This window comes from Fibrella arboris, assembly GCF_041321095.1.
GTDB classification, from domain to species: domain Bacteria; phylum Bacteroidota; class Bacteroidia; order Cytophagales; family Spirosomataceae; genus Fibrella; species Fibrella arboris.
This window is the reverse complement of record NZ_JBGGWE010000016.1, coordinates 35,405-58,849: the sequence shown is the minus strand read 5'-3', so window position 1 is coordinate 58,849 and position 23,445 is coordinate 35,405. Positions and strand designations below refer to the sequence as shown.

The 23,445-nt window shown below is 54.6% G+C and carries 15 protein-coding genes and 1 tRNA gene; 3 read left to right on the top strand and 13 right to left on the bottom strand.

The window, feature by feature from the left end; all coding sequences use genetic code 11:
• Positions 1 to 13: 13 nt before the first annotated feature.
• Entirely contained in the window at positions 14 to 2,842 is a 2,829-nt protein-coding gene (locus tag ACAW75_RS22400) for an ABC transporter permease (protein ID WP_370730997.1), read from the bottom strand.
• Between the two features lie 100 nt (positions 2,843 to 2,942).
• On the opposite strand from ACAW75_RS22400, the gene ACAW75_RS22395 reads away from it, so the two are divergent.
• Positions 2,943 to 3,680: a DUF3267 domain-containing protein gene (locus ACAW75_RS22395; RefSeq protein WP_370730996.1), complete on the top strand. Its 738-nt coding sequence runs from the start codon at positions 2,943 to 2,945 to the stop codon at positions 3,678 to 3,680.
• Here the strand turns inward: ACAW75_RS22395 and ACAW75_RS22390 are convergent.
• The 3 genes from ACAW75_RS22390 to ACAW75_RS22380 all read right to left on the bottom strand — a co-directional run bounded on the left by ACAW75_RS22390 (position 3,671) and on the right by ACAW75_RS22380 (position 7,176).
• Positions 3,671 to 4,777: a dipeptidase gene (locus ACAW75_RS22390; RefSeq protein ID WP_370730995.1), complete on the bottom strand. Its 1,107-nt coding sequence runs from the start codon at positions 4,775 to 4,777 to the stop codon at positions 3,671 to 3,673. The two genes, ACAW75_RS22395 and ACAW75_RS22390, sit on opposite strands and share 10 nt — an antisense overlap.
• A 148-nt stretch (positions 4,778 to 4,925) precedes the next feature.
• Positions 4,926 to 5,975: an SO2930 family diheme c-type cytochrome gene (locus ACAW75_RS22385; RefSeq protein WP_370730994.1), complete on the bottom strand. Its 1,050-nt coding sequence runs from the start codon at positions 5,973 to 5,975 to the stop codon at positions 4,926 to 4,928.
• On the bottom strand, positions 5,962 to 7,176 hold the full coding sequence (locus ACAW75_RS22380) for a parallel beta-helix domain-containing protein (protein ID WP_370730993.1): 1,215 nt from the start codon (positions 7,174 to 7,176) through the stop codon (positions 5,962 to 5,964). The genes ACAW75_RS22385 and ACAW75_RS22380 overlap by 14 nt, the downstream gene beginning before the upstream one ends.
• A gap of 243 nt (positions 7,177 to 7,419) precedes the next feature.
• On the opposite strand from ACAW75_RS22380, the gene ACAW75_RS22375 reads away from it, so the two are divergent.
• Together ACAW75_RS22375 and ACAW75_RS22370 are read left to right on the top strand one after the other, a co-directional pair.
• On the top strand, positions 7,420 to 7,932 hold the full coding sequence (locus ACAW75_RS22375; protein WP_370730992.1) for an RNA polymerase sigma factor: 513 nt from the start codon (positions 7,420 to 7,422) through the stop codon (positions 7,930 to 7,932).
• Positions 7,922 to 8,488: a hypothetical protein gene (locus ACAW75_RS22370; protein ID WP_370730991.1), complete on the top strand. Its 567-nt coding sequence runs from the start codon at positions 7,922 to 7,924 to the stop codon at positions 8,486 to 8,488. The genes ACAW75_RS22375 and ACAW75_RS22370 overlap by 11 nt, the downstream gene beginning before the upstream one ends.
• Positions 8,489 to 8,984: 496 nt before the next feature.
• Here the strand turns inward: ACAW75_RS22370 and ACAW75_RS22365 are convergent, their stop codons facing one another.
• From ACAW75_RS22365 to ACAW75_RS22325, 9 genes are all read right to left on the bottom strand, one after another.
• Positions 8,985 to 10,118: a glycoside hydrolase family 76 protein gene (locus ACAW75_RS22365; RefSeq protein WP_370730990.1), complete on the bottom strand. Its 1,134-nt coding sequence runs from the start codon at positions 10,116 to 10,118 to the stop codon at positions 8,985 to 8,987.
• 371 nt (positions 10,119 to 10,489) lie between these two features.
• On the bottom strand, positions 10,490 to 11,623 hold the full coding sequence (locus ACAW75_RS22360; protein WP_370730989.1) for a SusE domain-containing protein: 1,134 nt from the start codon (positions 11,621 to 11,623) through the stop codon (positions 10,490 to 10,492).
• A 75-nt stretch (positions 11,624 to 11,698) separates the two neighbouring features.
• Complete coding sequence (locus tag ACAW75_RS22355; RefSeq protein ID WP_370730988.1) at positions 11,699 to 13,318, bottom strand: RagB/SusD family nutrient uptake outer membrane protein; 1,620 nt, start codon at positions 13,316 to 13,318, stop codon at positions 11,699 to 11,701.
• Positions 13,319 to 13,598: 280 nt separating this feature from the next.
• On the bottom strand, positions 13,599 to 17,048 hold the full coding sequence (locus tag ACAW75_RS22350) for a SusC/RagA family TonB-linked outer membrane protein (protein WP_370730987.1): 3,450 nt from the start codon (positions 17,046 to 17,048) through the stop codon (positions 13,599 to 13,601).
• Positions 17,045 to 18,043, bottom strand: a complete 999-nt coding sequence (locus ACAW75_RS22345; protein WP_370730986.1) for a FecR family protein — start codon at positions 18,041 to 18,043, stop codon at positions 17,045 to 17,047. The genes ACAW75_RS22350 and ACAW75_RS22345 overlap by 4 nt, the downstream gene beginning before the upstream one ends.
• A gap of 67 nt (positions 18,044 to 18,110) precedes the next feature.
• Positions 18,111 to 18,782: an RNA polymerase sigma-70 factor gene (locus ACAW75_RS22340; RefSeq protein WP_370730985.1), complete on the bottom strand. Its 672-nt coding sequence runs from the start codon at positions 18,780 to 18,782 to the stop codon at positions 18,111 to 18,113.
• Between the two features lie 723 nt (positions 18,783 to 19,505).
• Positions 19,506 to 21,296, bottom strand: coding sequence for a cytochrome c peroxidase (locus tag ACAW75_RS22335; RefSeq protein ID WP_370730984.1), 1,791 nt, complete (start codon positions 21,294 to 21,296; stop codon positions 19,506 to 19,508).
• Between the two features lie 106 nt (positions 21,297 to 21,402).
• Positions 21,403 to 22,881 carry an alkaline phosphatase PhoX gene (locus ACAW75_RS22330; protein WP_370730983.1) on the bottom strand — a complete coding sequence of 493 codons (1,479 nt, stop codon included), beginning with the start codon at positions 22,879 to 22,881 and terminating at the stop codon, positions 21,403 to 21,405.
• Positions 22,882 to 23,234: 353 nt separating this feature from the next.
• Positions 23,235 to 23,319: transfer RNA gene (locus tag ACAW75_RS22325), tRNA-Ser, on the bottom strand.
• Positions 23,320 to 23,445 lie beyond the last annotated feature (126 nt).

Genomic DNA, 23,445 nt, shown 5'->3' with positions numbered 1-23,445 from the left:
TGGTTGTAAGTGGCTACAGCCGAGCCAGTTGCTTTTGGTTATCCCGCTTATTGAGTTCAGGCCACGCGCCCAGCGGGTCAATCTGTACCGTTACGGCGTCGGGGTGAGTAGGGAGCCAGTCCGGTTTATCGCTGCGGCCATCCGTACCGACCATTACCAGCTGGCGATAGACCACGTTGCCCTGCGCATTCAGCAGCACGACTGGTACATAATCACGCAGTAACTGCTCGTTTAGCAGCCCGGCCGAATCAGCCCTGTATTTGTGCGCCCGAACCTGAACCGACAACCGATCCGGGTACGTTCCGACCCGGCCAATCCGGAAATCAAACGTTGGTTGGTCGCTCAGGTACGTGGCCAGGTACGTTAGTGAATCGGGCAGAGCTTTCAATAGACTAGTAGTGAATGACTGGGTATTGGCCGGGTTTGCATCCTGCACGAACGTGCCGATCTGCCGACAGAGTTTATCATGCCCCCACACTTCACCAACGCACGTGAGCGACAACGGACCACGAACTGTCAGCAGGTCAGGTACGTTGCTTTTGCTGGCTAGCTTTCGGCAATGACGTTGCAGGCGGGCTAGTTCAGAGGTCAGCCATTCATCGCCACGTACTTGCTGGACAATTCGAAGGGCCAGGTAGTCAGGGAGGCTTTGGTTGATCAACGCATTGCCTGTTCGTGTCTGACTAACCCAATAGCGCATTACCGTCCGGGCGATGGACAGATCAAATTGCCCCGCATCGTCAGGGCGGCTGGCATCGGTTAACCAGCCATCCCGTTCACTGATCTCGATACGATCAGGCGAGAAACTGCCGGTCGATTGGAAGAAAGGCACTTCAACAAGGGTCAGTTCGGTCTGTGGGAACGTACCCAGCCAACTGCTTCCCTCCGTAATCGTTTGCCGGACGATGGCCTGTAGACGCGGCAGGTTTTGCGCATGAACATACTGGTAATGAACGGTGATCGATCGCTTTTGCTGCGCTATGACCTGCGTAGTGCGCTGATACGCAATAGGTGAATGAGCGACGGGTGAGTTGACTTGCCCCAGTTGGCTGTCGGGAAAACGCAGGTAGAGCTGGCTAATAACTATCCCCGTTACTACGGCCGATAACCAGACAACGTACCCAGGTTGCAGCGACGCCCGCCATCGCCGACCAATGACCTGCATGGGCACTACCACGCCCCGTTGGCTAAACCCCGTTGCCAGCAACAGGAAGCCCAGTCCTGTCAGTGACCACATTGTTGCGTAGGCCCAGCGTAGGGCTTCAGCGTCTCCGTACCCCGTCAGCTCTGAATAGGACCATGAATTGGGCAGGCTACTGTACAGGGCAAGCCACGAGCCGTTCAGGCCGGGCTGATCAACGGACAGAAGCAATAACACCGTGGCTGCCGATATGAGTTGGCCTGCCAGTCTGTTCGGGACCAGCGTTTGAATGAGAAAGGCCAGTGCGATGAGCTGCGCGTACCGAAACAGGCCATCAACTACTAAATCGGTGGCGTACAGTTGCCAGTTTACGGTCGTTTGGCCATTCAGCAGTTGAACCGATAGACCTGTCAGTAACACCGTCAGGGTGAGCAGGACGGCCACGCCGAGCATGGCCCCGTATTTTGCCACGAGCATTACCCAACCGGGCAGCGGAACGGCATCCACGAGCCGCCACAGGCCTGAACTTCGTTCGCGATGGAGTAGCTCGCCCGAAAAGACTGTCAGAAACAGGCCGATGAACAGCAGCAGCGGCAAGCGAACATAGGTCATTCGGGAGGTGAAGGGTAGCAGTCGCTGCCCCGTTTCATTCAGGTTGCCAAGCCCGGTGGCGTAGCCGATGATCGACAGAACGAGCAACAGGAACACAACGGCAAAGGCGGGTTGCCGAACCACGTACAGGAAATCTCGTCCGATCAGCCGACCGACAATCTGCCAGTTGGCGTAGCTGGTGAATGGGCGATGCACCGTTGGTAAAGGGGTAGTCAAAAGATATGATTCAGCGGTAACGGGCTTCGAGTTGGCCGTTTTCAAACAGGCTACATACCCTGCCTGAGTCGGTTCATGAGCAGCCCAGTGCTGGAACGTCAACCGGTCAGCTGCTTTCACCAGCAAGCCACCGCTGAGTCCTAACCAGAGCAGGCGGTTGATCAGCAGCAGATCGGGAATGGGCACCGTGGCGGTCAATTGGTCAGCTGGCGTTTGCTGGCTCAGCGCTTCGCGGATCAACACGTGGCCAAATGGGTCGAGCAACAGCAGCAGCTCGTTACCGAGTACGGTTGCCTCTCCGATCCTGAACAGGACTTGCCCAATCACGAGCGCCAGCATGGCGAGATAAGCCCCTGTCAGTCGCTGGGTGATTGCCGTTAAGGCGTAAGCCAGGCTGACGACGATCAATAGATTGGGAAGCAGCAGCAGGCAGAACGAGATCAGGATGGCCGACAGCGGAAATGGCCCAACCGGTGCTGTCACCCAGAGTGGAAGCAGCAACGTACCCAGCACAGTACCCGTGGCCAGCAGGAGACACGTACCCAATACGCCAATCAGTTTTCCGGCGAAATAAAGCCGTTCATTCAGCGGTAGCGCGTAGAGATAATCGCCAACGTGGTAGGTCCGATCGCGTAACAGCGACTGGCCGGTTAGCAGGGCTGCCAGTGCCGTGAGTAGAACGCCGACGGTCGAGAAAACGCTGATGAACAGGCTGGGGGTGTTTGAATAGGGGAGACTAATGAGCTCACCGTTGAAGGCGTCGAGGCTGTAGGAAAAGCCCTGCGCAATCATCAGCCCGTAAAACAGGTAAAAAGCTGGTTGCCTGAGGTGATACCGAAATTCGAAGCGGGCAGTGTACCAGAACGTGTGCATCTGAAAAAGATGGGGGTTGAGCAATCGCACGCACAAGATGGCGAAACTTGCCACGCAATCAAGGCGTTGTGCCTGAAATTCCCCTATCCGTTCGCCCTACATGAAACCTACCATTCAGGAGTTACACGAATCGGGCCATTATCGCCTTATAGAATCGTTCAGGATTGACGAGATGATGCAGTTTGTGGCTCGCGAGTTAGGCATGGCTCCGTCGAGTCGGTCGATTTCGAACGCGTTGGCCACTAAAACAACCGGTCAGAAAGCCAAAGCCGGACTGCGTTTTGCGATCATCTTCATTGGCTCGCTGGCGTTTGGTTGGGTTGTCGGTACCGGTATGTCGAAGTGGCTGTCTAAAGCCATGCTGGTCACTGGCGGTACCCAGTTCCTGATCGGTTTCCTGGCCTTTTTTCCATTGATTACGGTCCATGAGTTCATTCACGGCCTTTTCTTCAAACGAGTTGGCGCGCCCCGCGTTGGCTACGGCTGGTCGTGGAAAGGCATGATGGCCTATGCCTACGCCCAGAATTACGTCATGAACCTGCGCGAAGTGGCCTTTGTGGCCGCGATGCCCTTCCTGGTACTAACACCCGCCCTGATTGTCGCCTGGATTATGTTCCCGACGTATGGCGTGGTGTGGGGAACGCTGTTGTTTCTCCACACGACCGGTTGTATCGGCGATTTTGTGCTGGTCAATTTCTGGCGCAAAAACCAGCACCGCCTGATGTTCACTTACGACGACGTAGAGAACGAACGTCGAACCTATTACTTCGAGCGGATAAACCTGCTTCCAGAAAACGAACCTTCACATACTGGCCAAGCCGGTAAACCTCAGCGGTGACCTGCCGTGGCTGAATCGAACACGCGGCAGAAATTGTCACTGCCTATTTTGCCAATCTCAGGTTCAGAGAAGCCAGCTTTTATCAGGGCATCAACAACGGCATAATAAAATCCAACCTGCTGATCGGGCCAGGCGTCATTCGTCCGTTCACCAATCCGCCCACGATTTTGATTTGCACCGCCAGGTACGTAGGTCGGGGTCATCTTGGTATCGGTTCCCAGGCAGACATGCTCGATTCCGACAACGTCGACCAGTGCCCGGATATGCTGGGCGTACTCCAGCGGACTGTCGGCCAAGTGGGTCCACACGCCCAGCACACCACCCGCGTCGGCAACAATTTTTGCCTGCTCTTTGCTGATGAGCCGTGGCCGCATCATTTTGGCCATCGTCGGGTTAGTACCTAACCTGGAGTCGAGGCCGGTGTGCGTAATGAGCATGGGTTTGGTCGATACCCTGAGGGCCGCATTGATCGTATCGTTGCTGGCATGGGTCAGATCGACCAGAATGCCCAGTCGGTTGCAGGCCCTGATCACGTCAGCGCCAAATGCAGTCAACCCGCCCCACTGAGGCGGGTTCGTGTAGATGTCGCCCAGCGGCACCGATGCGTCGTTGTCGTGGAGCAGTCCGAGCAGGCGCAGGCCCCGGCTGTAGGCTTCATCCAGTCGCTCCAGTTTCCCTTCGAGGAAGTGACCTCCTTCCACAGACTGGATAATGGCTGGCTGCCGCTTCTGATGAGCGGCGCGTAAATCTGACAGGTTTAAGGAGCGTTTCAGGCTGTTTTGGGCAAGCTGCCTGTCCATCGATGCTAACGCATTATTGAAGCGCTCGTAGGCATCGCCGGGGTTGCGAAGCGCTGGCCGATCCACGGCAAAGGTCATGCAGATGGCCGAAAGACCCGACCGTTTTATCTCGCCTGCCAACTCGATCGCCGGACCGGGTACTTCCGACGTGGCAAAAGGGACATCGACATGGTTGTGGGTATCGATTCCAATCGTTCTGGCAACGATACCCGCTACCCGAGGATCGAGCTCATCGTTTGCCCATGACACCAGCGGCTTAAGAACTAATGCGGTTCCTGCGCCAGTAAGAGTAGACATAAACGTCCGACGCGAGTAGGCCTGTTTTGACTTGTTCATACGACGCTAAATGTAGGCATCTACCTGGTGGCAAGGGTAGGCATGTTCTAAAAGTGTCTGACGTAGATTGAATCGTATCGTCATGAAGGGGAAGGATTCATCCGCATCGTTACTTCATCGCCTTGATCCAGTCGCGCAGCAACGCCAGACTTTCAGTATGCACCGTTTTACGACCCAACTCAGGCATCATCACGCCGGGGTCGGTGGAGTGCAGGCGGTAAATCAGAATTGATTCGTCGGGCTTGCCGGGCACAATATCGTACGATCGTCCACCCGATCCGCGACCGGCGGCAACGGGGGTCTTCAGCAGGCCAATGGCCGTCGGGTCTGTTGCCGATACGCTCAGGTTCAGCCCCGATGTCATGGCTGGTCCCTTCGGATTGTGGCAGTGCGCGCAGTTAATATCGAGCCAGATGCGTGCCCGGTCGTTGATCGAGCCTGATGTCGGGTCGTTCCAAACGGGGGCTTTCGGGCAGTTGGCCAGCGCTGGCATACCCGTCAACATGGCCGTCTGCTGCCAGTGCGTGAGCTGATTGTCGGCTTTGTTGCCATAAACCAACTCGCCATTCAATTGCCGCGCCGATGGACCAATCGGCGTCAGCACCTCCTGTTGATTATGACAACCTTTACACTGATTGAGGTTCGGAATCAGATACGGTTGCTCATGACGGATACCGGTCTGGTCGATGTAACTCACCGTTTTTGTGTCGCCGGCAACTTCCAGAAACGCCTCGGTCTGTTCATCGTTCCAGACATAATCCAGTGCTTTCCAGCCTTCCGGCTGGTGAACCAGCAACCGCGTTTCAATGAGTCGACGGCCCTTCGCCGGATCGCGAAAATCGATGGGATAGTAGAACGTTTTGATCAGCGTAGTACCCACCGGAAAAGCCAATACAGCCGAATCGTTATACGCAACCGATTTCCCGGCGGGCAACTTAACGAACCGGAGCTTTTCGGCATAGTCGCTAAAGAGCGGCGTGTTCAGCGCATACGGCACTACCCCCGCTATTGGCCGCTGATCGGCGGGGTTTCCCGTGAAGAAGCCGTAGTCGCTTAATTTTTCGGGAACAGCCACCGATCGCCAGCCTGCTGAAACGATCCAGAAAGCCGCTATGGCCAGCGTATAAATCAGGTACGTACCCAGCCTATTTGCGTTCATTAATCGCCGTAGTTTTTAAGGGAGCCAACTGGCAGTCGAAGGGCGCCGCATCGAGCGACGCGTTTTTAAAGCTGCGTCCGGCATCGAGGTTCACCAGGCTCTGGTTCCTGTTGTTGCGAATACAGATACGCCGGTCGGGGAGGGGCTTACCGGCTCTGTCTAACGTACCTGGATCAACGATGCCGTCATACAGAATATGCGGAACCGCCTGACCGTCTTTTAGAATTGCCTTAAAAATGCTGTTGTACCGACCACGTGAACTGGGCGGGCCGGGGTTGCGCTCATACACATTGTCGTGGATGGAAATAGCAGTCGGGTACGGATAATAGCCTTTGTCGGTGATGGGCCGTTCGGTGATCAGGTAGCTGATGATGCCGGTACCCATCGTCTGATTGCGAATAAAACGATTGTTGAACACCTCCACGTTGTTCGTCGCCAGAATCAGCAGGCCCGTCCCGTCCGATACACTGGCCACGATATTCCCCGCCGGGGCGAAGTTGGGCAGGTTGTTGTCGTGGATGTTGTTGTTGAACACCCGCACAGTACCACCCTGTTTCTGTACCAGATCGGGCAGATCGAATACCAGTACGCCGCCCGTGTTGTCATACGCTTCATTGTCGAACACATCGGCATCGCGCGAATTTTCGATCTCGATGCCCGCCACATTATGATGGGCCACGCAGTTCTTCACCACGATCTTCCGTGACTGCCCTACATAAATACCTGCGTCGGATGCCCCGATCGAGATGCACTTGTCGATCATCACCTTGTCGCACTGCACCGGGTACAGGCCGTAGCTGCCATTTTCGGGGCTGGGTGGCCCCGTCCACTCTACCTTGACGTTGCGGAAGGTGATGCCCTTCACGTTCATGGTTTTGATGGCGTCGCCTTTCGTATCCTGAATGGTCATATCCTCGATCACGATCTCTTCGGCATTCGATACCCGCAGCCCTTCGGCGCCGTCGGTCTGACCTTTAAAGCTGAGAATGGTCTTGTCGATGCCTTTTCCCCGGATGGTAATGCGTTTTTTGTCCTCCATGGATAAACTCCCGGTAAAGGTGAACGTACCTGCGTCAAGATCGATCGTACTGCCGTTATCAGCCATGATCAACTGTGTCTGAATGCGCTTCTGAACAGCCGGTTGCGCCCAAAGGGTCGAGTAGCACAGACAGGTAAGCAGCAGGACGAAAATGGGTTTCATCGGTCAGGGATTTAGGTAGTTAGGGTAGAAGAAAACCAGTAATGGCACATACTCTTTCGGGCTATTATAGGGTATTGCTTCGCGTTGGTGTGTATTGCTGCCGCCAGCTAGCGTCAGCAATACACACCAACGCGAAGCAATACAACAGAACGTACCCGGCAACTACATGAAACTACATTATTTCCATGAACTCTGTAAGAAATAGCTTCCTGTTTGGTACTAATAGTGTAACTACCGACTGCCATGACCGAACGAGAGCAGAATCAAACGTTTACCGACTGGCTTGGCCAGTACAAGGCGCTGCTCTTCAAAATAGTACGTGCGTATGCTGTTCCGGTTATGGATCAGGACGACCTGTTGCAGGAAATACTGATCCAGGTGTGGCATTCTATCCCGACGTTCAGACAACAGTCATCACCCACCACCTGGATTTATCGAATAGCCCTGAATACGGCGATAAAATGGTCGACGAAGGAACGGAAGCACACCGACGCCCGAGAAACGATTGATACGGAACAATCCATCTTAGTGGAACCATCCGTTCAGTCCGATGAGCGAGTTGACTGGCTGTACGAAGAAATTCATCAGCTCAACGAAGTGGATCGCTCCATCTGCCTGCTTTTTCTCGACGGATTTAGCTACAAAGAAATGGCGATGATGCTGGGCATCTCGGAATCAAACATTGGCGTGAAAATCAATCGAATCAAAAAGCAACTGATCACCCGATCAAAACAACCCGATCACCATGGAATTTGACGAACTGCAAAAAATCTGGGATAGCCAGACGAAACAACCGCTCTGGGCAATAAACGAAAACGCCCTGCGCAACCATGTTCAGGCTAAAACGCGACAGGCATTTCACATCACGCGGATTAGTGAAGGGCTGTCTATCATTGTCAATGCCAGCGTCGGCAGTTTTGTGCTGGCGGTCAATCTGGCTAAATCCCCGGCAAATCTGGCCATGTACCTGCTGGCCGTCTGGATGTTCGCCACGGCCCTCTACGTGTTGGTAAGCCGGATTCGCCGACTAAATGGCGAAAAAACGTTCGACCGCACGATGCTCGGTGAACTGACGCACGCTATCTCGATGGCCACCTATCAGGTACGTCTCTCGCGACTCTTACGCTGGAATATGCTGCCCATCGTGGCGCTGACCCTGCTGGGTGTATGGGAAGGAGGGAAGTCAGGCTGGCTGCTTCTGGGCCTGATCGCTTTTTTCGCAGTGGCCTTCGTTGCCAGCGGCTGGGAACATGGTATCTACGCGGCCAAAAAACGTGAGTTGGAAGCGTTGCGGGGAAAGCTGGAGCAGTAGGATACAAGGTTTGCGGCTTGTCGAGGAATGCGCTAGCCGGTGCTGGTTATGACCAGTTCAGCATGAGTGACAAACACGCTACCGCAAAACGCGTGTTGACGCAAACTCACACTTGATCGAGAAACCGCTTGTTAATGTTAGCAAGCCCGTCGCATAGCGACCGGATGTTTGTAGGTACAATGCCCGCTTAAACCAAGCATTCCGTCGCGTAGCGACCTGATGTCTATAGAAAAAGGCTTTGATTAACTATTCCGTCGCGTAGCGACCTAATGTCTATAGAAAAAGGCTTTGATTAACCATTCCGTCGCATAGCGACCAAACAAGTATGCGGATTTGTTTGGTCGCTATGCGACGGAATAGTTAATCAAAGCCTTTTTCTATAGCCATCAGGTCGCTACGCGACGGGCCTATCGAATCGTTGTCAGTAGCCACAGACAAGTGGTAGCAAGTATGTCAATGGCTACTCGATTGAACAAAAATAGCTCTATAAACACGCTTAGTTCAGCCGCGTCATGGCCTCCAGTATGGTGGCACCGCTCAGCTGGGTCGTCAGGTCCGTTTTGCCGTCGGTGGGGCGATTGCCCCAGAACGTTCCATAAACAACCTGTGGTTTTTGGGTACCCGTCCGCCAGAGTGTTTCGGCGTTGAACGTCAGGTAATTAACGTACCGGGTGCGCGTGTCGGCAGAAACGGCAGGTTCGGTAGCCAGCAAGGTAAGGTACCGCACCAGCACCGCTTTAAACAAACCACCGTCGCCGTTGCCTTCGGCGCGCAGGAGGCCGTTGTTGGTCAGTTCTGGATCGGCGAGGGTGAAATTGGCCGTTTTGGTCGCATCGCTCAGGTACGTCTGATTTTGCGTAGCGCGGAACATCTCCAGGCCGGCACCGATCATAAGGCCCTGGTTATACGTGAATTTCCAGGTCAGGTCAATCTTGCCGTCATTCTGCCGGTTAATGCCGTCGTAGGTGTAGCCGGTGGCGGGATCGACCAGCGTTTTCAGCTGCCAGTCATAGATCTTTTTGGCCCATTCCAGGTCTTCAGGACGTTTCAAACGCTGATAAAGGCGGGCGGCCAGGATGATGGCGGGCGCATTGGCCGGCGTGTTTTTATAGTAGCGCTGCCCTTTCCGCCAGGCAATACCGCCACCCATGGTATCATTCCAGCCGAGCTTAATGTCGTTCCAGAGTTGTTGCGCCGTATCAAGCCATTTTTTGTCGCCAGTAGCGTCGTAGGCCCGTAGCGTGGCCAGCGCATTCCAGAGCATGTCATCGTAATACTCATTCAGGAAGCCTCCGTTATTCTTGACCGGAACACCGCCATACCAGTCGTTCATGTAGGTCAGGTAGCGGCTGTCTTTCGTACGCACGTAGGCATCCACCAGCACATCGAGCGCGTGCGCCTGCGGCCAGTAGTTGAACTGCGTACTGCCGCTGTTGTTCTCGTTGAAGTAGCGCCCCTGCTCGTTGAAAAACTGCCGGGTCAGGGCCTGCGTGCTGCTGTCGGCAATAACCGTCCAGTTAAAGACATAGGGTTTTGTTGCAGGCCCCGCACCCTGTCCAATGCTGCTGTCTTTGCAGGCAACAAAAAGAGACAGGGTAAGCAGGGCAAGTAATTTATTGAGTGACGACATCGACGTTGAGGGGTTTTTTGAGATCAGAATGTTTGCTCAGTTGTTAATTGATTGCTTTCGCGTTGGTTGGCTTCGCGCTGTCGTGTATTGCTGACGCATGGCCCCACAGCGGCGGACTGTTCCGCTATGGGTGACAGGTAACGCAGGTACGGTGGCCTAATTTCCAGCTTTCGTTGTCGCTTGCCTCTAGCTCGTTGTCGCTTGCCTGTGGCGAGTGACCCTTAACTGTAGGGCCTCTGGCCCGTTGGTAGAAAATTGCCAACGTGAGCTAATTGACCGTTTCACTAGCTGCCAACGGTGATATGAGTCACTCGCCACAGGCAAGCGACAACGAAAGTGAAGTCCACATACGAAGCAATCAACACGTTGCCTTACTTAATCGTAACCTTATGCGTGTAGGGGCCGGTCGGGGCCAGCGACACCATGATATCAGCGTTTTTGGTATCGGCGGCTCCGTTGAACTTGTAGGTATAGTCCCACTGGCTTTCGCCGATGGGCAGCAGGAAGAAGTAACTGTCGGGGGTAGTGGCATCGGCGCGGGAGTTGTCGGCTTTGCTGCTGCCCAGCCATTCGTAGGCGTCTTTACCGTCGGACCCGACTGTGGTGAGGCGGAACTTGTAGCGCTCATCCCGGCCCCACGAAAACTGAACAAATTCCACTTTGTAGTTCGGAATCATCCAGACGCCTCCGCCCACATACGGCAAGGTTGTCCGAACGGCATTGTCGCCTGCGACCCACAGGCCCACCGATTTGATCTCGGTTACCCGGGCGGCAGCATTGTTGAAATCCAGCGTGATACGGTACGTTTTAGCGGCCCCGGTCACGGCGGTCGTTCCGCTTTCGCCGATGTTCGTTCCATTAACGTTGAACGATTTAGCCGTGCCGGTCGTGCGGTCTACAAACGAATACGTACCTGCTTTGAGCGACGTGTATACCTCAAAAATACCCGAGCCAACGCTTTTCAGCCTGATCGCTTTGGTCAGGTCAGTTCCTGCCTCGGTAGCGTCGCCGGTCAGGTATACCTCTGCCGGAATTTCGGCGAAACCGGCTGGGCGCTCTACGTTCAGCACCCGGCTCTGGCTGGCCTGCTTCACGTTGGTACCGCGCGATGCCTGCACCGTCCATTTCAGCTTGCCCTGCCCCAACGAGCCAATGCCAGCCAGGGCGGCAATGCGGTTCAGGGTGGCGTGGGTCACGGTCGCCTTGTTCATCACGCCGTTCTGGTCGGAGGTAAGCTTGTAGATCGGCTTCGAGAAATCGCCGGTCTCTTTGTCGAACGCCAGTTCATACAGCACCAGCGTACCGTCTGCGGCCCGCGCCTGATCCCATTCAAACACCACCGTAGCCGGGGTGGCGGGAAGTAGTTTTATCGACTGGTTGTCGTTCGGCGCAAAGAAGGCCGTCACGTCGCTGATGTTCGTGTTGATGTCACGACCAGCGTCTTTGCACTGCATCAGCATGCCAGCGAGGCAAAGGCAAAGAAGAGAAAGAAGGGTCTGTTTCATGGAAAATGGACGACCAACTTGTATGGGGCCAGTGCTACTGGTAGCCGTGGCTCCGTACCCGTTGATCTGTTTGGTTTACCAGTTCGGATTTTGTGTTAAGCTGTTATTCAGATCACGCTCGACCTGCGGTATCGGCCAGAGGTATTGTTTACTCGGGTCGAAGGTGCGTCGGTCGACCCGGACGTACCCATTGTCGATGGCCGGGTCACCAAATCGGGCGCCGTGGGCAAATCCGTTCAGCACCGTTTCCGCCAGGCGCCACCGCCGGATGTCGAATACGCGCAGCCCTTCCATAGCCAGTTCAATGCGCCGTTCTCGGCGGACAATATCGCGCAGGCCGACCTGGTTACTCCCTGCCGGAAAAGCAAGGGCATTGGCATCGGTGAAGCCCGCCCGGCGACGAATTGCCCCAATTGTTTTGTCCCAGATAGCGGTGGTCATCTGCCCTTGCTCCGTTTTGGCTTCGGCATACATCAGCAAGACATCGGCGTAGCGGATGAGCATCAGATCAAGTCCCGACTGGAAGCTGGCGTTGGCCGTCGGATCGTAGTATTTACGGACGTAATAGCCGGTTGTCGAGGCGTTTTGTTTGCCAAACTCATTCCGGGCATCGACGTTGGCGGGCGTTGAGCCGGGTCGGATATAGATGGTCGTGGTAGACCCGTCGGCCCGGCGCCAGAGATACCCGTCATACACGATCGTTGCCGCCAGACGTGGGTCGCGATTCGCGTACGGGGTCGCTTCTGAATAGCCGGAACCCGTTTCGGTGATGGCTCTGCCGTTGCTGGTCAGGTACGCATTGACCAGTTCCTGCGTGGGGGCAATGTTGTTGACCCGCTCGCCGATCGTGATGGGCACAAAGTCGCGGAAGTTACCGTGGGTACGTAGCTCCGGCACGAAACCAAGGCTCAGGATGCTCTCCTGACTGTTTTCGGCAGCGGGTAAAAACAGCCCCTCGTAGCTGGGGTACAACCCATAGGTTCCGTTGGCCGTGTTATCGATCAGCTGCTCGCAAAGGGTTGCCACCTCGGCCCAGCGGCTTTCGTAGAGCAGCGCCCGCGCTTTCAGGGCCAACGCCGCGCCTTTCGTAATTCGGCCCTTGTCGGCCGCTGCGTATTGCCCGTTGGTGGGCAGGCCCGCTGCTACCGCATCCAGTTCCGACAGCACAAAGGCCAGGACCTCCGCCCGGGGTGTACGGGGAATGGTGCGCGCTTCAGCAATGCCAATATCCTGCGTGAAGAGGGGGACATCACCGTACCAGGTCAGCAACTGGAAATAGTGAAACGCCCGAATAAACCGTGTTTCAGCCAGAATCCTGGCTTTTAACGTGGCGTCGATCGATGGAATCCGGTCGATGTTGGCCAGCAGGATGTGCGTGGTCTTGATGCCGCCGTAGTGAAAATCCCACTCGCCTTTAATGCGTCCCAGCGCCGGGTCATACGCTCCGCGGGCAATGGAATTGGCCCCCTGAAAGTCGCCCAGTTGATTGTAGGCATTGTCGGACAGAGCATCGTTGGCGAAAAAATAGTCGGGCGAGTACAGGCCCGCGTAGGCCGTGTTGAGCACGCTGAGTGCCCGGTCGGCAGACGTCCAGTAGGTAGCCTCGGTGAACCGGTCGGTGGGAGCCAGGTCAAGGGATTTACACCCGCCCATCCACAACGCTGCCGCCAGCAAGGCGATATAGGTATGTTTCATAAGTTTAAGGTCATTATGTGGTCATTCGCTTCGCTGTCATTCGCTGCGCTGTCATTAGGAGTCATTGCTTGTCATTCGTTGTCGCTTGCCTGTGGCGAGTGACCCTTAACTGTAGGGCCTCTGGCCCGTTGGTAGAAAATTGCCAACGTGAGCTAATTGACCGTTTCATTAGCTGCCAACGGGCCAGAGGCCCTACAGTTAGGGGTCACTCGCCGCAGGCAAGCGACAACGAATGACAAGCAATGACCATCTAATGACAGCGCAGCGAATGACAATTAATTTAAAACGTTACGTCCAGCCCAATGCCGTTGAACTGCGGGTTGGGGTACACCCGTCCTGAGTTCACGTTGCCGCGTGTGGACACTAAACTGTTGTTAAACTCGGTAGCTTCGGGGTCAATGCCGACCTGCATGGGTGTGAGCGTCAGCATGTTCTGGCCGGTGTAGTAAACGCGCAATTTGCTGATGCCCAGCTTGTTCGTGAGACGTCCGGGCAGGGTGTAGCCTACCTGTAGGTTTTTCAGGCGCACATACGAGGCATCCTGCAGGAACCGGTCCGAGCCAACGCCCCAGTTGTTCCGTGAGGCACCGCCAAGGGTTAACCGTGGATAGGCGGCATCGGGATTCGTGGGTGTCCAGTAATCGCTCTGGTGCTTGAAGATGGCATCCTGGAAGGGGCCGTGGAAGGGTTCAACGGCTTCACCCCGCAGGAACAGCGAGCGCTTGCCTACGCCCTGCACGAAGAGGTTCAGGTCGAACCCTTTCCAGCTCGCCGTGTAGGTTGCTCCGAAGGTGTAGCGCGGGAAGGGGTTGCCCAGCACCACCCGGTCGGCTTCGTCGATGAGGTTGTCGCCATTCTGATCAACGTACCTGACATCGCCGGGGCGCAGATCGCCGGGGGCCACGAACGTCGGACGTGGACCGGCCGACAGCTGCTCCAGGTTCTGGAAATAGCCGTTGCTCTGATAGCCGTAGTACGACCGTACGGGTAGCCCTTCCCGCAGAATGACGGCCAGCTCACCCAGGTAGTTGATGTTCGTTTTTCCGTCGATCGACACCACTTTGTTGTAGCTGTCGGCCAGATTCAATGACAGTGTATGCCGTACCTGACCGGTATTGTGACGCACCGTCGCCGACACTTCCCAGCCCTGATTACGTACCTGCGCCGCGTTGTAATCGCCGATCGACCCGCCGAAAATGCCGGGTACCGACGGCGCAATCAGGATGTCTTTGGTCAGCTTGTTAAAATAGTCGAGCGAGAACGTCACCTTGTTGCGCCAGACCGACGCGTCGAGACCGAGGTTGAAGGTCTGCGCCCGTTCCCAGGTAATGTCGGGGTTCGCCAGCGTCAGGCCGGTACCCGCAGCGCTGGTGTTGTTGAACCCGTAGGCGTTGGCGAAGTTGAAGTAGGTGCTCTGGTACTGGAAATCACCCACGTTCTGATTGCCCAGCACGCCGTAGGAGGTGCGAAGCTTCCAGTCGCCAAAGGTGTTGCGGAAGTTGGACGCGAACGCTTCTTCAGTGATGCGCCAGGCCAGCGCTGCCGACGGGAAAAAGCCCCAGCGGTTGGCTTTGGCAAAGCGTGACGACCCATCGTAGCGGAAGTTCACCTCGGCAATGTATTTATCGGCAAAGGTGTAGTTGACCCGCCCGAACACGCTGGAAATGGCGTTCTGGCTGGTCCGCTGGTTCGAGGTGTACGACGCGTTCTGGATGATCGTCCGCGAAATATCGGTGCCCAGGTCATTGTCGACGTCCCGCTTGAAAATGCCATTGCCCTGCGAAGTGAAGCCTTCGTTGGAGAAACCAACCAGCGCCGACACGTTGCTTTTGCCAAACGTCCGGGTATAGTCGGCCAGGGCCTGAACGTTGGTATAGAGCGATTTGTAGTTCTCATCTTTCACCGTGGCCACATTGTCGGTACCGCCCGTGTAGGGGAAGTAGTTGATGGCCCGGTGGAACTCGTACTGGTGGTTGCCGTTCAGTTCGCCCCCGAAAATACCCCGCAGCCGGAACCCGCTGAACACTTCCCATTCGGCCGTGAGGTTACCAAACACGTTGTCGTTATCATACCGCCGGTAGCCGCCCTGCTCCAGCCGCGCCAGCGGGTTGCTCTCCGACAGGATCGGTGAGAGAACGTACCTACCCAGCGAGTCTTTGATCGGGTAAGTGCGGGGCATCCGGGCTGCATCCAGGATCAGGCCATCGGTCGAGTAGGCGTGCTCCTTGATCTCGTTGCGCGAATAGGCCAGAATCCCCGTGAACTTGACCTTGTCGATCTGGTGGGTCAGGTTCATGCGGTAATTGTAGCGGTTCAGGCCAAAATCAGGACCTTTCAACAGGTTGGACTGGTTCAGATACCCCACCGAGATGTGATAGGTAGTCTGCGCATTCCCGCCCGACACGCTCAGGTTGTGGTTCTGCTGTGGTGCCTGCTTCTTCAGGATTTCGGTCAGAAACCAGGGGTAGGATCCCTGCTGCCTGAACTGCGCAATCTGGCTCGGCGTGAACTGAGGCGACAACCCTGAATTCACCAGCGCCTCATTCTTGAACATCGCGTATTCCCACGCCTCATTCGATTCGCGCAACAGCGTTGGCGTCTGGGCACCGAACGTGCCGTTATAGATCACGGTCGTTTTGCCCGATTTGGCGCCTTTTTTTGTCGTCACCAGAATGACGCCGTTGGCCGACCGTGAGCCGTAGATAGCGGCCGAACCGGCATCTTTCAACACCGAAATTGACTCGATATCCGACGGGTTCAGCACGTCGAGCGAGCCGGGAATGCCATCCACGATCACCAGCGGACTGTTGTTGCCCAGCGTACTGACGCCCCGGATGTTGATGTTCAGACCGGCCCCCGGCTCGCCCGAACCCTGCTGCACCACCAGGTTGGGCGACACACCCTGTAACGCCTGCGACACAGTGGTGACGGGTCGGCCTTCCAGCGCCTGTTGCCCCACCTGATCCACGGCCCCCGTCACGCTCGACCGGCGCTGGGTCCCGTAGGCCACCACGACCACCTCACCCAGCGACTTGGTATCGGGCGTCAGTTTCAGGTCAAATGAACTCCGGTTGCCTACTTCCTGCTGTTGGGTGACGTACCCGATAAAGCTGAATACCAGCACCGACTGCGGACCGGCTACACTCAGCGTGAAGCGACCGTCGGCATTGGTCGTGGTGCCGTTCGACGTACCCCGTTCAATGACGCTGACACCCACCAGCGGCCCGCCGTTTTCGTCGGTGATGGTGCCCGTAACCGGCTGAACGGCCTTGTCGGCCGAAAAGGTCAGACTGCTTAGGTCGCGTTCAGGTACGTTGCCCGATGAGGGTGACCGCAGCGACAGCAGCGGTCCGTCGGTGAGGCGGGAAGGCAGTAAACCGGTTGGTCGGCTGTTATCCACTACGATCGAATAGTACCGGTCGGCCATCCGTTGCGAGCGCAGGTTCACCGGGTTCAGCAGTTGCTGAAGCGTCGCGTCGAGGCTGGAGGCCGATGGCAGCTCGGCGCTGACCTGGATGTTGCGAACCAGCTTGCTTTCGTACGAGAAGAATACTTTGTACCTGCGTTCCAGCTCGGTCAGTACATCGCGGAGGGGCCGTTGGCGGGCCGACGAAGGCCGTTCCAGCCGATTTTTGACCGAGGCTGTTTCCTGGCTATGGGCGGGTAACTGGTACAATAAGGTGATACCCAGCAGGCCGTAGCGGAGTTGTCTGTGGAGTTGTCTTTTCATTGGGGTTTCAGAATTACCTGATTGGGCCGGCGGTCAACGGCCAGGTTATACGATAACGAGAGTGTGCGGAGAACAACCGTCAGGTCGTTGTTGGGCAACGTACCCGTCAGCTCGCGACGGGCCAGTTCGCGGTTCGGCACCACGACCCTGATGCCGTAATAGTCTTCGATCCGTTGCGCCACCTGGCTCAGCGGCGTATCGGTAAAAACGAGCAGGTTCTGGCGGTAGGCTGCCACCTGATCGGGCCGCAGGGTCAGCTTGCGCCGGAAGGCCGTATCGCCTTTCATCAGCGTCACCTGGTCGCCGGGTTTCATGGTCAGGGAGTGCTTGTCTGCGGCATTGGCCTCTACCAGTTCCACTTTTCCCTCGCTGAGCACCACCTCTGTCTGACCGGCGCGGGCATCGACATTGAATTTGGTACCCAGCACATGAATGTCCAGGTTGCTGGTGTGCACCGTGAACCGGTGGTCGTTTACCGTGTGCCGAACGTTGAAGTAGCCCTCCCCCGTCATCCAGACGTCGCGGTCGGCGTTGCCAAATCCGAAGCGAGGCACCCGCAGCACCGAGTGGGCGTTCAGCGTCACGTCGGACCCATCGGCCAGGGTGAACGTGCGGGTCTGACCATAGGGCGCCGTCAGCGATTCGTAGCCCCACCAGTCGTAGGTAACGTACCCAACACCCAGTAGCAGCAGCAGGGAGGCGGCAATGCTCAGCAGCCAGCGCGGACTCTGCCGGACGGGGAGGGGGCGGATAGGGGTTACTGTGCCGTGGCGCGGGTACGTGCCGCCCTTCATAAACGACTGGTAATCGGCCAGCGATGTGGTGAGGTCGGGTACGTACTGACTGTGGTCGGCTTCGTAGCGGGCCAGGCACTGGTAATACAATTCCTGGTTTTCGGGGGTACGCAGCCAAACCTCTACCGTCTTTTTTTGAAGCGGCGTGGCTCGGCCGGCAAACAGGTCATGCAGGGTACGTTCTATAGATGGTCCGTCCATAAGGTCAATAGTGAGCAGGGAGTATTGTCAGGAAGTTGACAGGTAGACAAGGTGGCGGTGCTTTACCCTATATAAGGCCTGTGGCCAGCAGCAGCGCCACGACAAATTCATTCCGGAGCATGTTGCGCAAGGCGGTCAATGCCCGGCTGATGTTGGCTTCGACGGCCTTGACGGAGATGCCCATTTCCTCGGCAATGTCCCGGTACGACTTCTGTTCAAAGCGCGAGAGCAGGAAAGACCGGCGGCATTGCGGCGGCAACACGGCAATGGCCTCGTTGATCTTCTGGTAGAGTTCATCGAACTGCACCACTTCGGCGGGCGTGTGCAGATCCGTGGCGACAACAGTGGCAGATGCATCACCGAACACGTCGGTTCCCACAGCGGACCGGTCCAGTTCCCAGCGCAGGTAGTTCAGCGACTTGTTGCGAACGGCCACAAACAGGTAGGCCCGGTACGACGTGGTGATGGTCTCATACAACTTGTTGGTCCAGAGCGTGCAGAAGACCTCGCCCACAATATCTTCGGCTACTTCCCGCGAGTAGACGTACCTGAGCGCGTGATTGCACAGCAGGGTATAGTACCGACGAAACAGCCAGCTACACCCCTGTTCAGGATCCGTTTTCATCAGTTGGGCAACCAGTACTTCATCGTCGAGCATAAGTGGATGCGCTATCGTATCGACCTGCTGTACGTTGTTTGTGGTCAGTGGTGCCGGGCTACTGGGTATTAAATGGGGCATAAAAGGGCTCAACCAGGTCTTGAACTACGTATAACGATTTGAAGACAAGATTGCACCGAAGTACCCTATATAGCTGAATAGAAAAAATTGAAATCTATCGTATGTATCTGCTTGCTAGCATGGCGAGCTATAAATCCAGTTGCCAACTAATGGATAAGAACTCAGGTACGTTGACAGGACGATAAGTTGGTTGTGAGGTTACCAAGGCGTAGATGCCAGATAGCAGCAAAAAAACCCACCATATAGCTGGTGGGTTCGTATTAAATGGAGTTGAGGATGATGCGTTTCAGTGTTGAAGTCCATGCCAATTATTAATCTTTTGATAGCTAAAGGGCGGCAGGATAGAAAGCGCGGTGGATGTTAAAATAGATATTGTCTAACCCCAGATTTATTTATTCGGAAAAGGTAGAACGATGAGGTATGCTACCAATCGGCGTACTCACGACGATGAGCGTATAGGAGGGAGGCAAATTCAGCTGGCTGTTACTGGGCCTGCTCGTCTTTCTCGCCCAGGCATACGTTGCCAGCAGATGGGAATGTAACGTATATGCTGGCAAAAAGAGAGAACTCGAAAAACTTCAGGATAAGCTAAAGAATGAAGTCAATTGAGTCTGGTCGTATTGCCGCAATGAGGGCGGCTCAAGCCGAGATCTGAATCAGAATTACTTTTCACCAGTGGCTACAGTCGGAAGGCGAAAAAATCATTGAGCACGTGATAAACCCTTATAAAGCATTCATAAATGCAATTAGTGCCTTCTTTTCTGTTGGGGTTAGGTTCAGTTTTTTGGCTGGGAGAGTTTGGTTAGCTAAGGTCAAGCCTAAGCCGCCGCCGCCGCCTTCGTTGTAAAAATCAACCACTTCATCAAGCGTCTGGTACACCCCATTGTGCATGTACGGAGCCGTTTTGGCCACCCGGCGGATTGTTGGCGTTTTGAACGCATGTCGATGCGGCTCGCGCTGGGTCATAACGAATTTGCCAACGTCCTTATCCAGCTGTTTGCCCTCTTTCGTAGCTGGTGTGCCAATGACTTCGCTTTCGCTTTCCAGGTAAGCCGGGGGAACTGTGCCATTGAATAAGGGGAAGAAATGGCACGTAGCACAGCTGGCCTTGCCCATAAATAGATTGAACCCCCGCTTTTCTTCCGCAGTCAGTTCGGCCGATTGATCGCGTAAATACCGGTCAACGCGCGAGTCAAGATCAATTAGGGAACGTACATAACTGGCAATCGCATTTTTGAGAGACGACTCCGTAATGGTTCCATCATAGGCGCTGGTGAATAAGGTCCGGTAGTGCGCATCTTGTTGCAGTGCCCTTACCGCCATTGGGAGCGATCCGTGCATTTCTTCTTTATTCTGGATCACATCGCTAGCCTGGTCCTCCAAAAATACTACCCGGGAATCGGCAAACTGCGCCGCTTGCAGCGCAGCGTTGATCAACGTCGGCGCATTTCGCAGTGCACGACGGCCGCCAAAACCCAGGGCCATACTTTTTGATTCACCATCGGTGAATGCCCGGTCAGGTTGATGGCAACTGGCACAACTCCGACCGGCATTCCCCGACAGAATGGGGTCGTAAAACAATTGTTTACCCAATGCAATACGTTCTGGCGTGGCCCGCTGCTGATTCGTATTGACAAAGAAATTAGGGTCAAATGCATTCGAATCGGTCAAGGTTTGGGCTGACGGACGAAGCAGCCGGTATTCCGTAAATACGGGGATTTGTAAGCTGTTTTGGGCTCTAAATAACAACCGTCCTAATACGTTTGCCCGGTCTTTAATGAACGATAGCCGGTCAAACTCATTAAACGTACCACCTGATTGCAGGCTTGTAACAGCTTCAGAAAACGCCTTATCAATTTGTAGGGCTAAATCTGGCTCACGATCGGTCAGTTGGTAATGAGCAAGTTGATGCTTCAGACTTTCAAGCGCACTCGCTGTTTCAGGTAATGACTGGAGAGCAACCGGAGAGTCAAACCCTGTAATACCTAACGAGATGAGACGAAACAGTTCAAGGCGCATGGCATCGAAGATATGACTATCCGTAACCTCGTTGCCCTCCGAAATCTTTCGAAGTCGATTGGTATTCGCTCGTAACACGGCTGCCTGATGGATCGCCTCCTTGGTTGATGATGCGTCTATGGCCGGGAAGATGAGTTCTTCCAGGACCTGAAAGCCAGATGGTTCATTGACTCTTAAATCGTCGTCGATATCGGGCAGGTTGGATCCGTTGAGCGCCTTAGTGGTTTCAGGACTGTAGTAAGCAGACAAAAATTCGACCCGTTTATAGGCCAGCCGTGCTTTTTTGAATGCGTCTTGAATAGCCTGGTTGGATGCTGGCTGGTTTGCCAACGTTTTTTGTAGTTGGCTCACTGCACTATCCAATTCATTGATCTCCTGGATAAACTGAGCCTTAACTGCCTGGGCTGGTGTGGGTTTAGGTGTCAGACTATACAGTAAAAGCACAACGAATACACTCAGTATTCCCAGAGAAATTAAAACAGTTGAACGTGCCATTTACTGTGCTTCGTGGTGATGAAGCGGAATGATGAGCTGAATAGACTGGATGAAAAAAGCCTGACTGGGTTTGGTCCAGTCAGGCAGTTGTAGTAACATCAGGTTGCTAACGGGGCAAACCTTCGATCAGAATGAGTTGGCTCGCCTGGTTTTCAGCTTTCCGCACCGAACCGCCATCAACGCCCAGATACTTGTCGCCGCGCCAGGTGTGTGCCTGAATACCCAGCATGAATGTGTTTGGACGACCTGTTATATCAGACACATCGATCATGCCGCTACTTTCCCACGAGCCAAACTTTGACGTACCCCCAACATTGTATTTGGCGGCATCGGCCTCTGTCCGGCGGTGATCCAGCTCAAGAATCGCGGTTAATTTTCCTGTAGCTAATTCGTACTGGTAGACATATGCATCATGTTTTTCGTCACCATACTCGTTTGGATCTTCCATGATGTAGGCATAATTGGTCGTGACGCAGATATTATCAGGATCCTGGAACGTCTTGGCAGGCCCAGTGCGGTCGTCACCATTCAGAAGAACTTCCAGTTTACCTTTTGTAGGATCGTTAGCGTCCAATGTAAGCCGATAAATACGGCCATATTTAGAACGAGAGTTATCTGCATTGACGCCTGTGTTATTCTGCCCTGTTACCGCAAAGAAAACTTCCCGACCATTGGCACCGCCCCCTTTCCGGTAATCAACGTCCTCTACTCGCCCAAACTTAATCGCTCCTAATTCATTTACCTTGGCGTTGATTTGTGCCCCAGTCAATGTTTTCTGGTTGTCGATTTTCACAAACTCCACATCGTATTTGGTGCCGACATTCATGGCTGTCTCGATCTGATTACCGTTCGTGCGTTTCAGCATGTAGAGCGAACCATTGTCCAGATCGCCCACAGTGTTTGTCAGGTAGAGGGCAACCTGTCCGCCGTTGACGTCCGAATCGTCGTCCCCGATAATGATGGCTGTTTTACCAGGATACGCCGTTTTAGGTAGGGGCACAGCATTCTCTGCGCTCCAGCGGCCCAGTGCAGGTACTTCTCTTGATATCGCAGCCTGTTGAGGATCAGCATCAACCCGGAGGGCGTGTGTCCGCGATTCCTGACCACTTTCGCCGCAAGTCAGGAATAGGGGCCCAAATCCATGTTCAAGAGGGGTGGCAAGCGTAGCCGAGCAAAGCCGCCAGGTTCCCCCGTCCGAATTTAGAACGTACTCGCCTTTTATCGGCTTAAACGACTTGTCGAGCGTGATGCGTGAGACCGAGAAATTATCTTCGTTATTGACCAGGATGCTATAGGTCCCATCCAGATTCTGAAAAATTCCCGCCCCGTCAGCAGACCCCCCGAAAACATAATTGGGAGATAATCCCAACTTGTCGTCGCTGCTCAGCAAGGCGTACAGGTTGATTCCACTCGCCATCAGTCGTGCACCCGCCGCACTAGGTAAGAGTTTAGCAAGAACAGGCGTTACCGATTGGTTTTGTAGCGTGATAGCTGGGCTATTGGGATCTCTGTGATCCTGACAGGCCCCTAAAGCTACGATTGAGAATGCCGTTGTTGCGGAGAGGAAAAGTTTATCCAGTTGCATGATTGATGTGTAGAATACATTTCTACAAAACAACAAACTGAACGTTACCTGAATGTGGCGCTGCTTTTACGACTTCGCTATGAATGTCTTAACCTTATTAATGAAAATTTAATAAACTTATGGCTGCAATAACCGCGAATGGTCTGTATTACTTAAAACAGATTATCAAACCACTAAGTGACTTGTGCGTACAGATAGGGTTCGGTATGAAAGTAGCCTATAAGGGTATATCAGTATCAACTCTTCCCGTTTAAAAACGCCAACATACCCATAACTAGCTGGAAGTTATAGAATGAAAAAAGCCGCATCTGCAGGTGCGGCTTTTTGACTAATACGATACTAATAGTTCAGTGCAGAGAGAGAGGGATTCGAACCCCCGGACCTGTTACAGTCAGCGGTTTTCAAGACCGCCGCAATCGACCACTCTGCCATCTCTCTGTGTGATTCGATGATGCAAAAGTAGGCTTATTTCTGACATTTGTCAAGCAGCAGCCCGAAAAAAATGGCCCCGAACGGGCAAAAAAGCCTATTTTTGCCCTGTCAAATCGGTACCGTTTCGGCTTA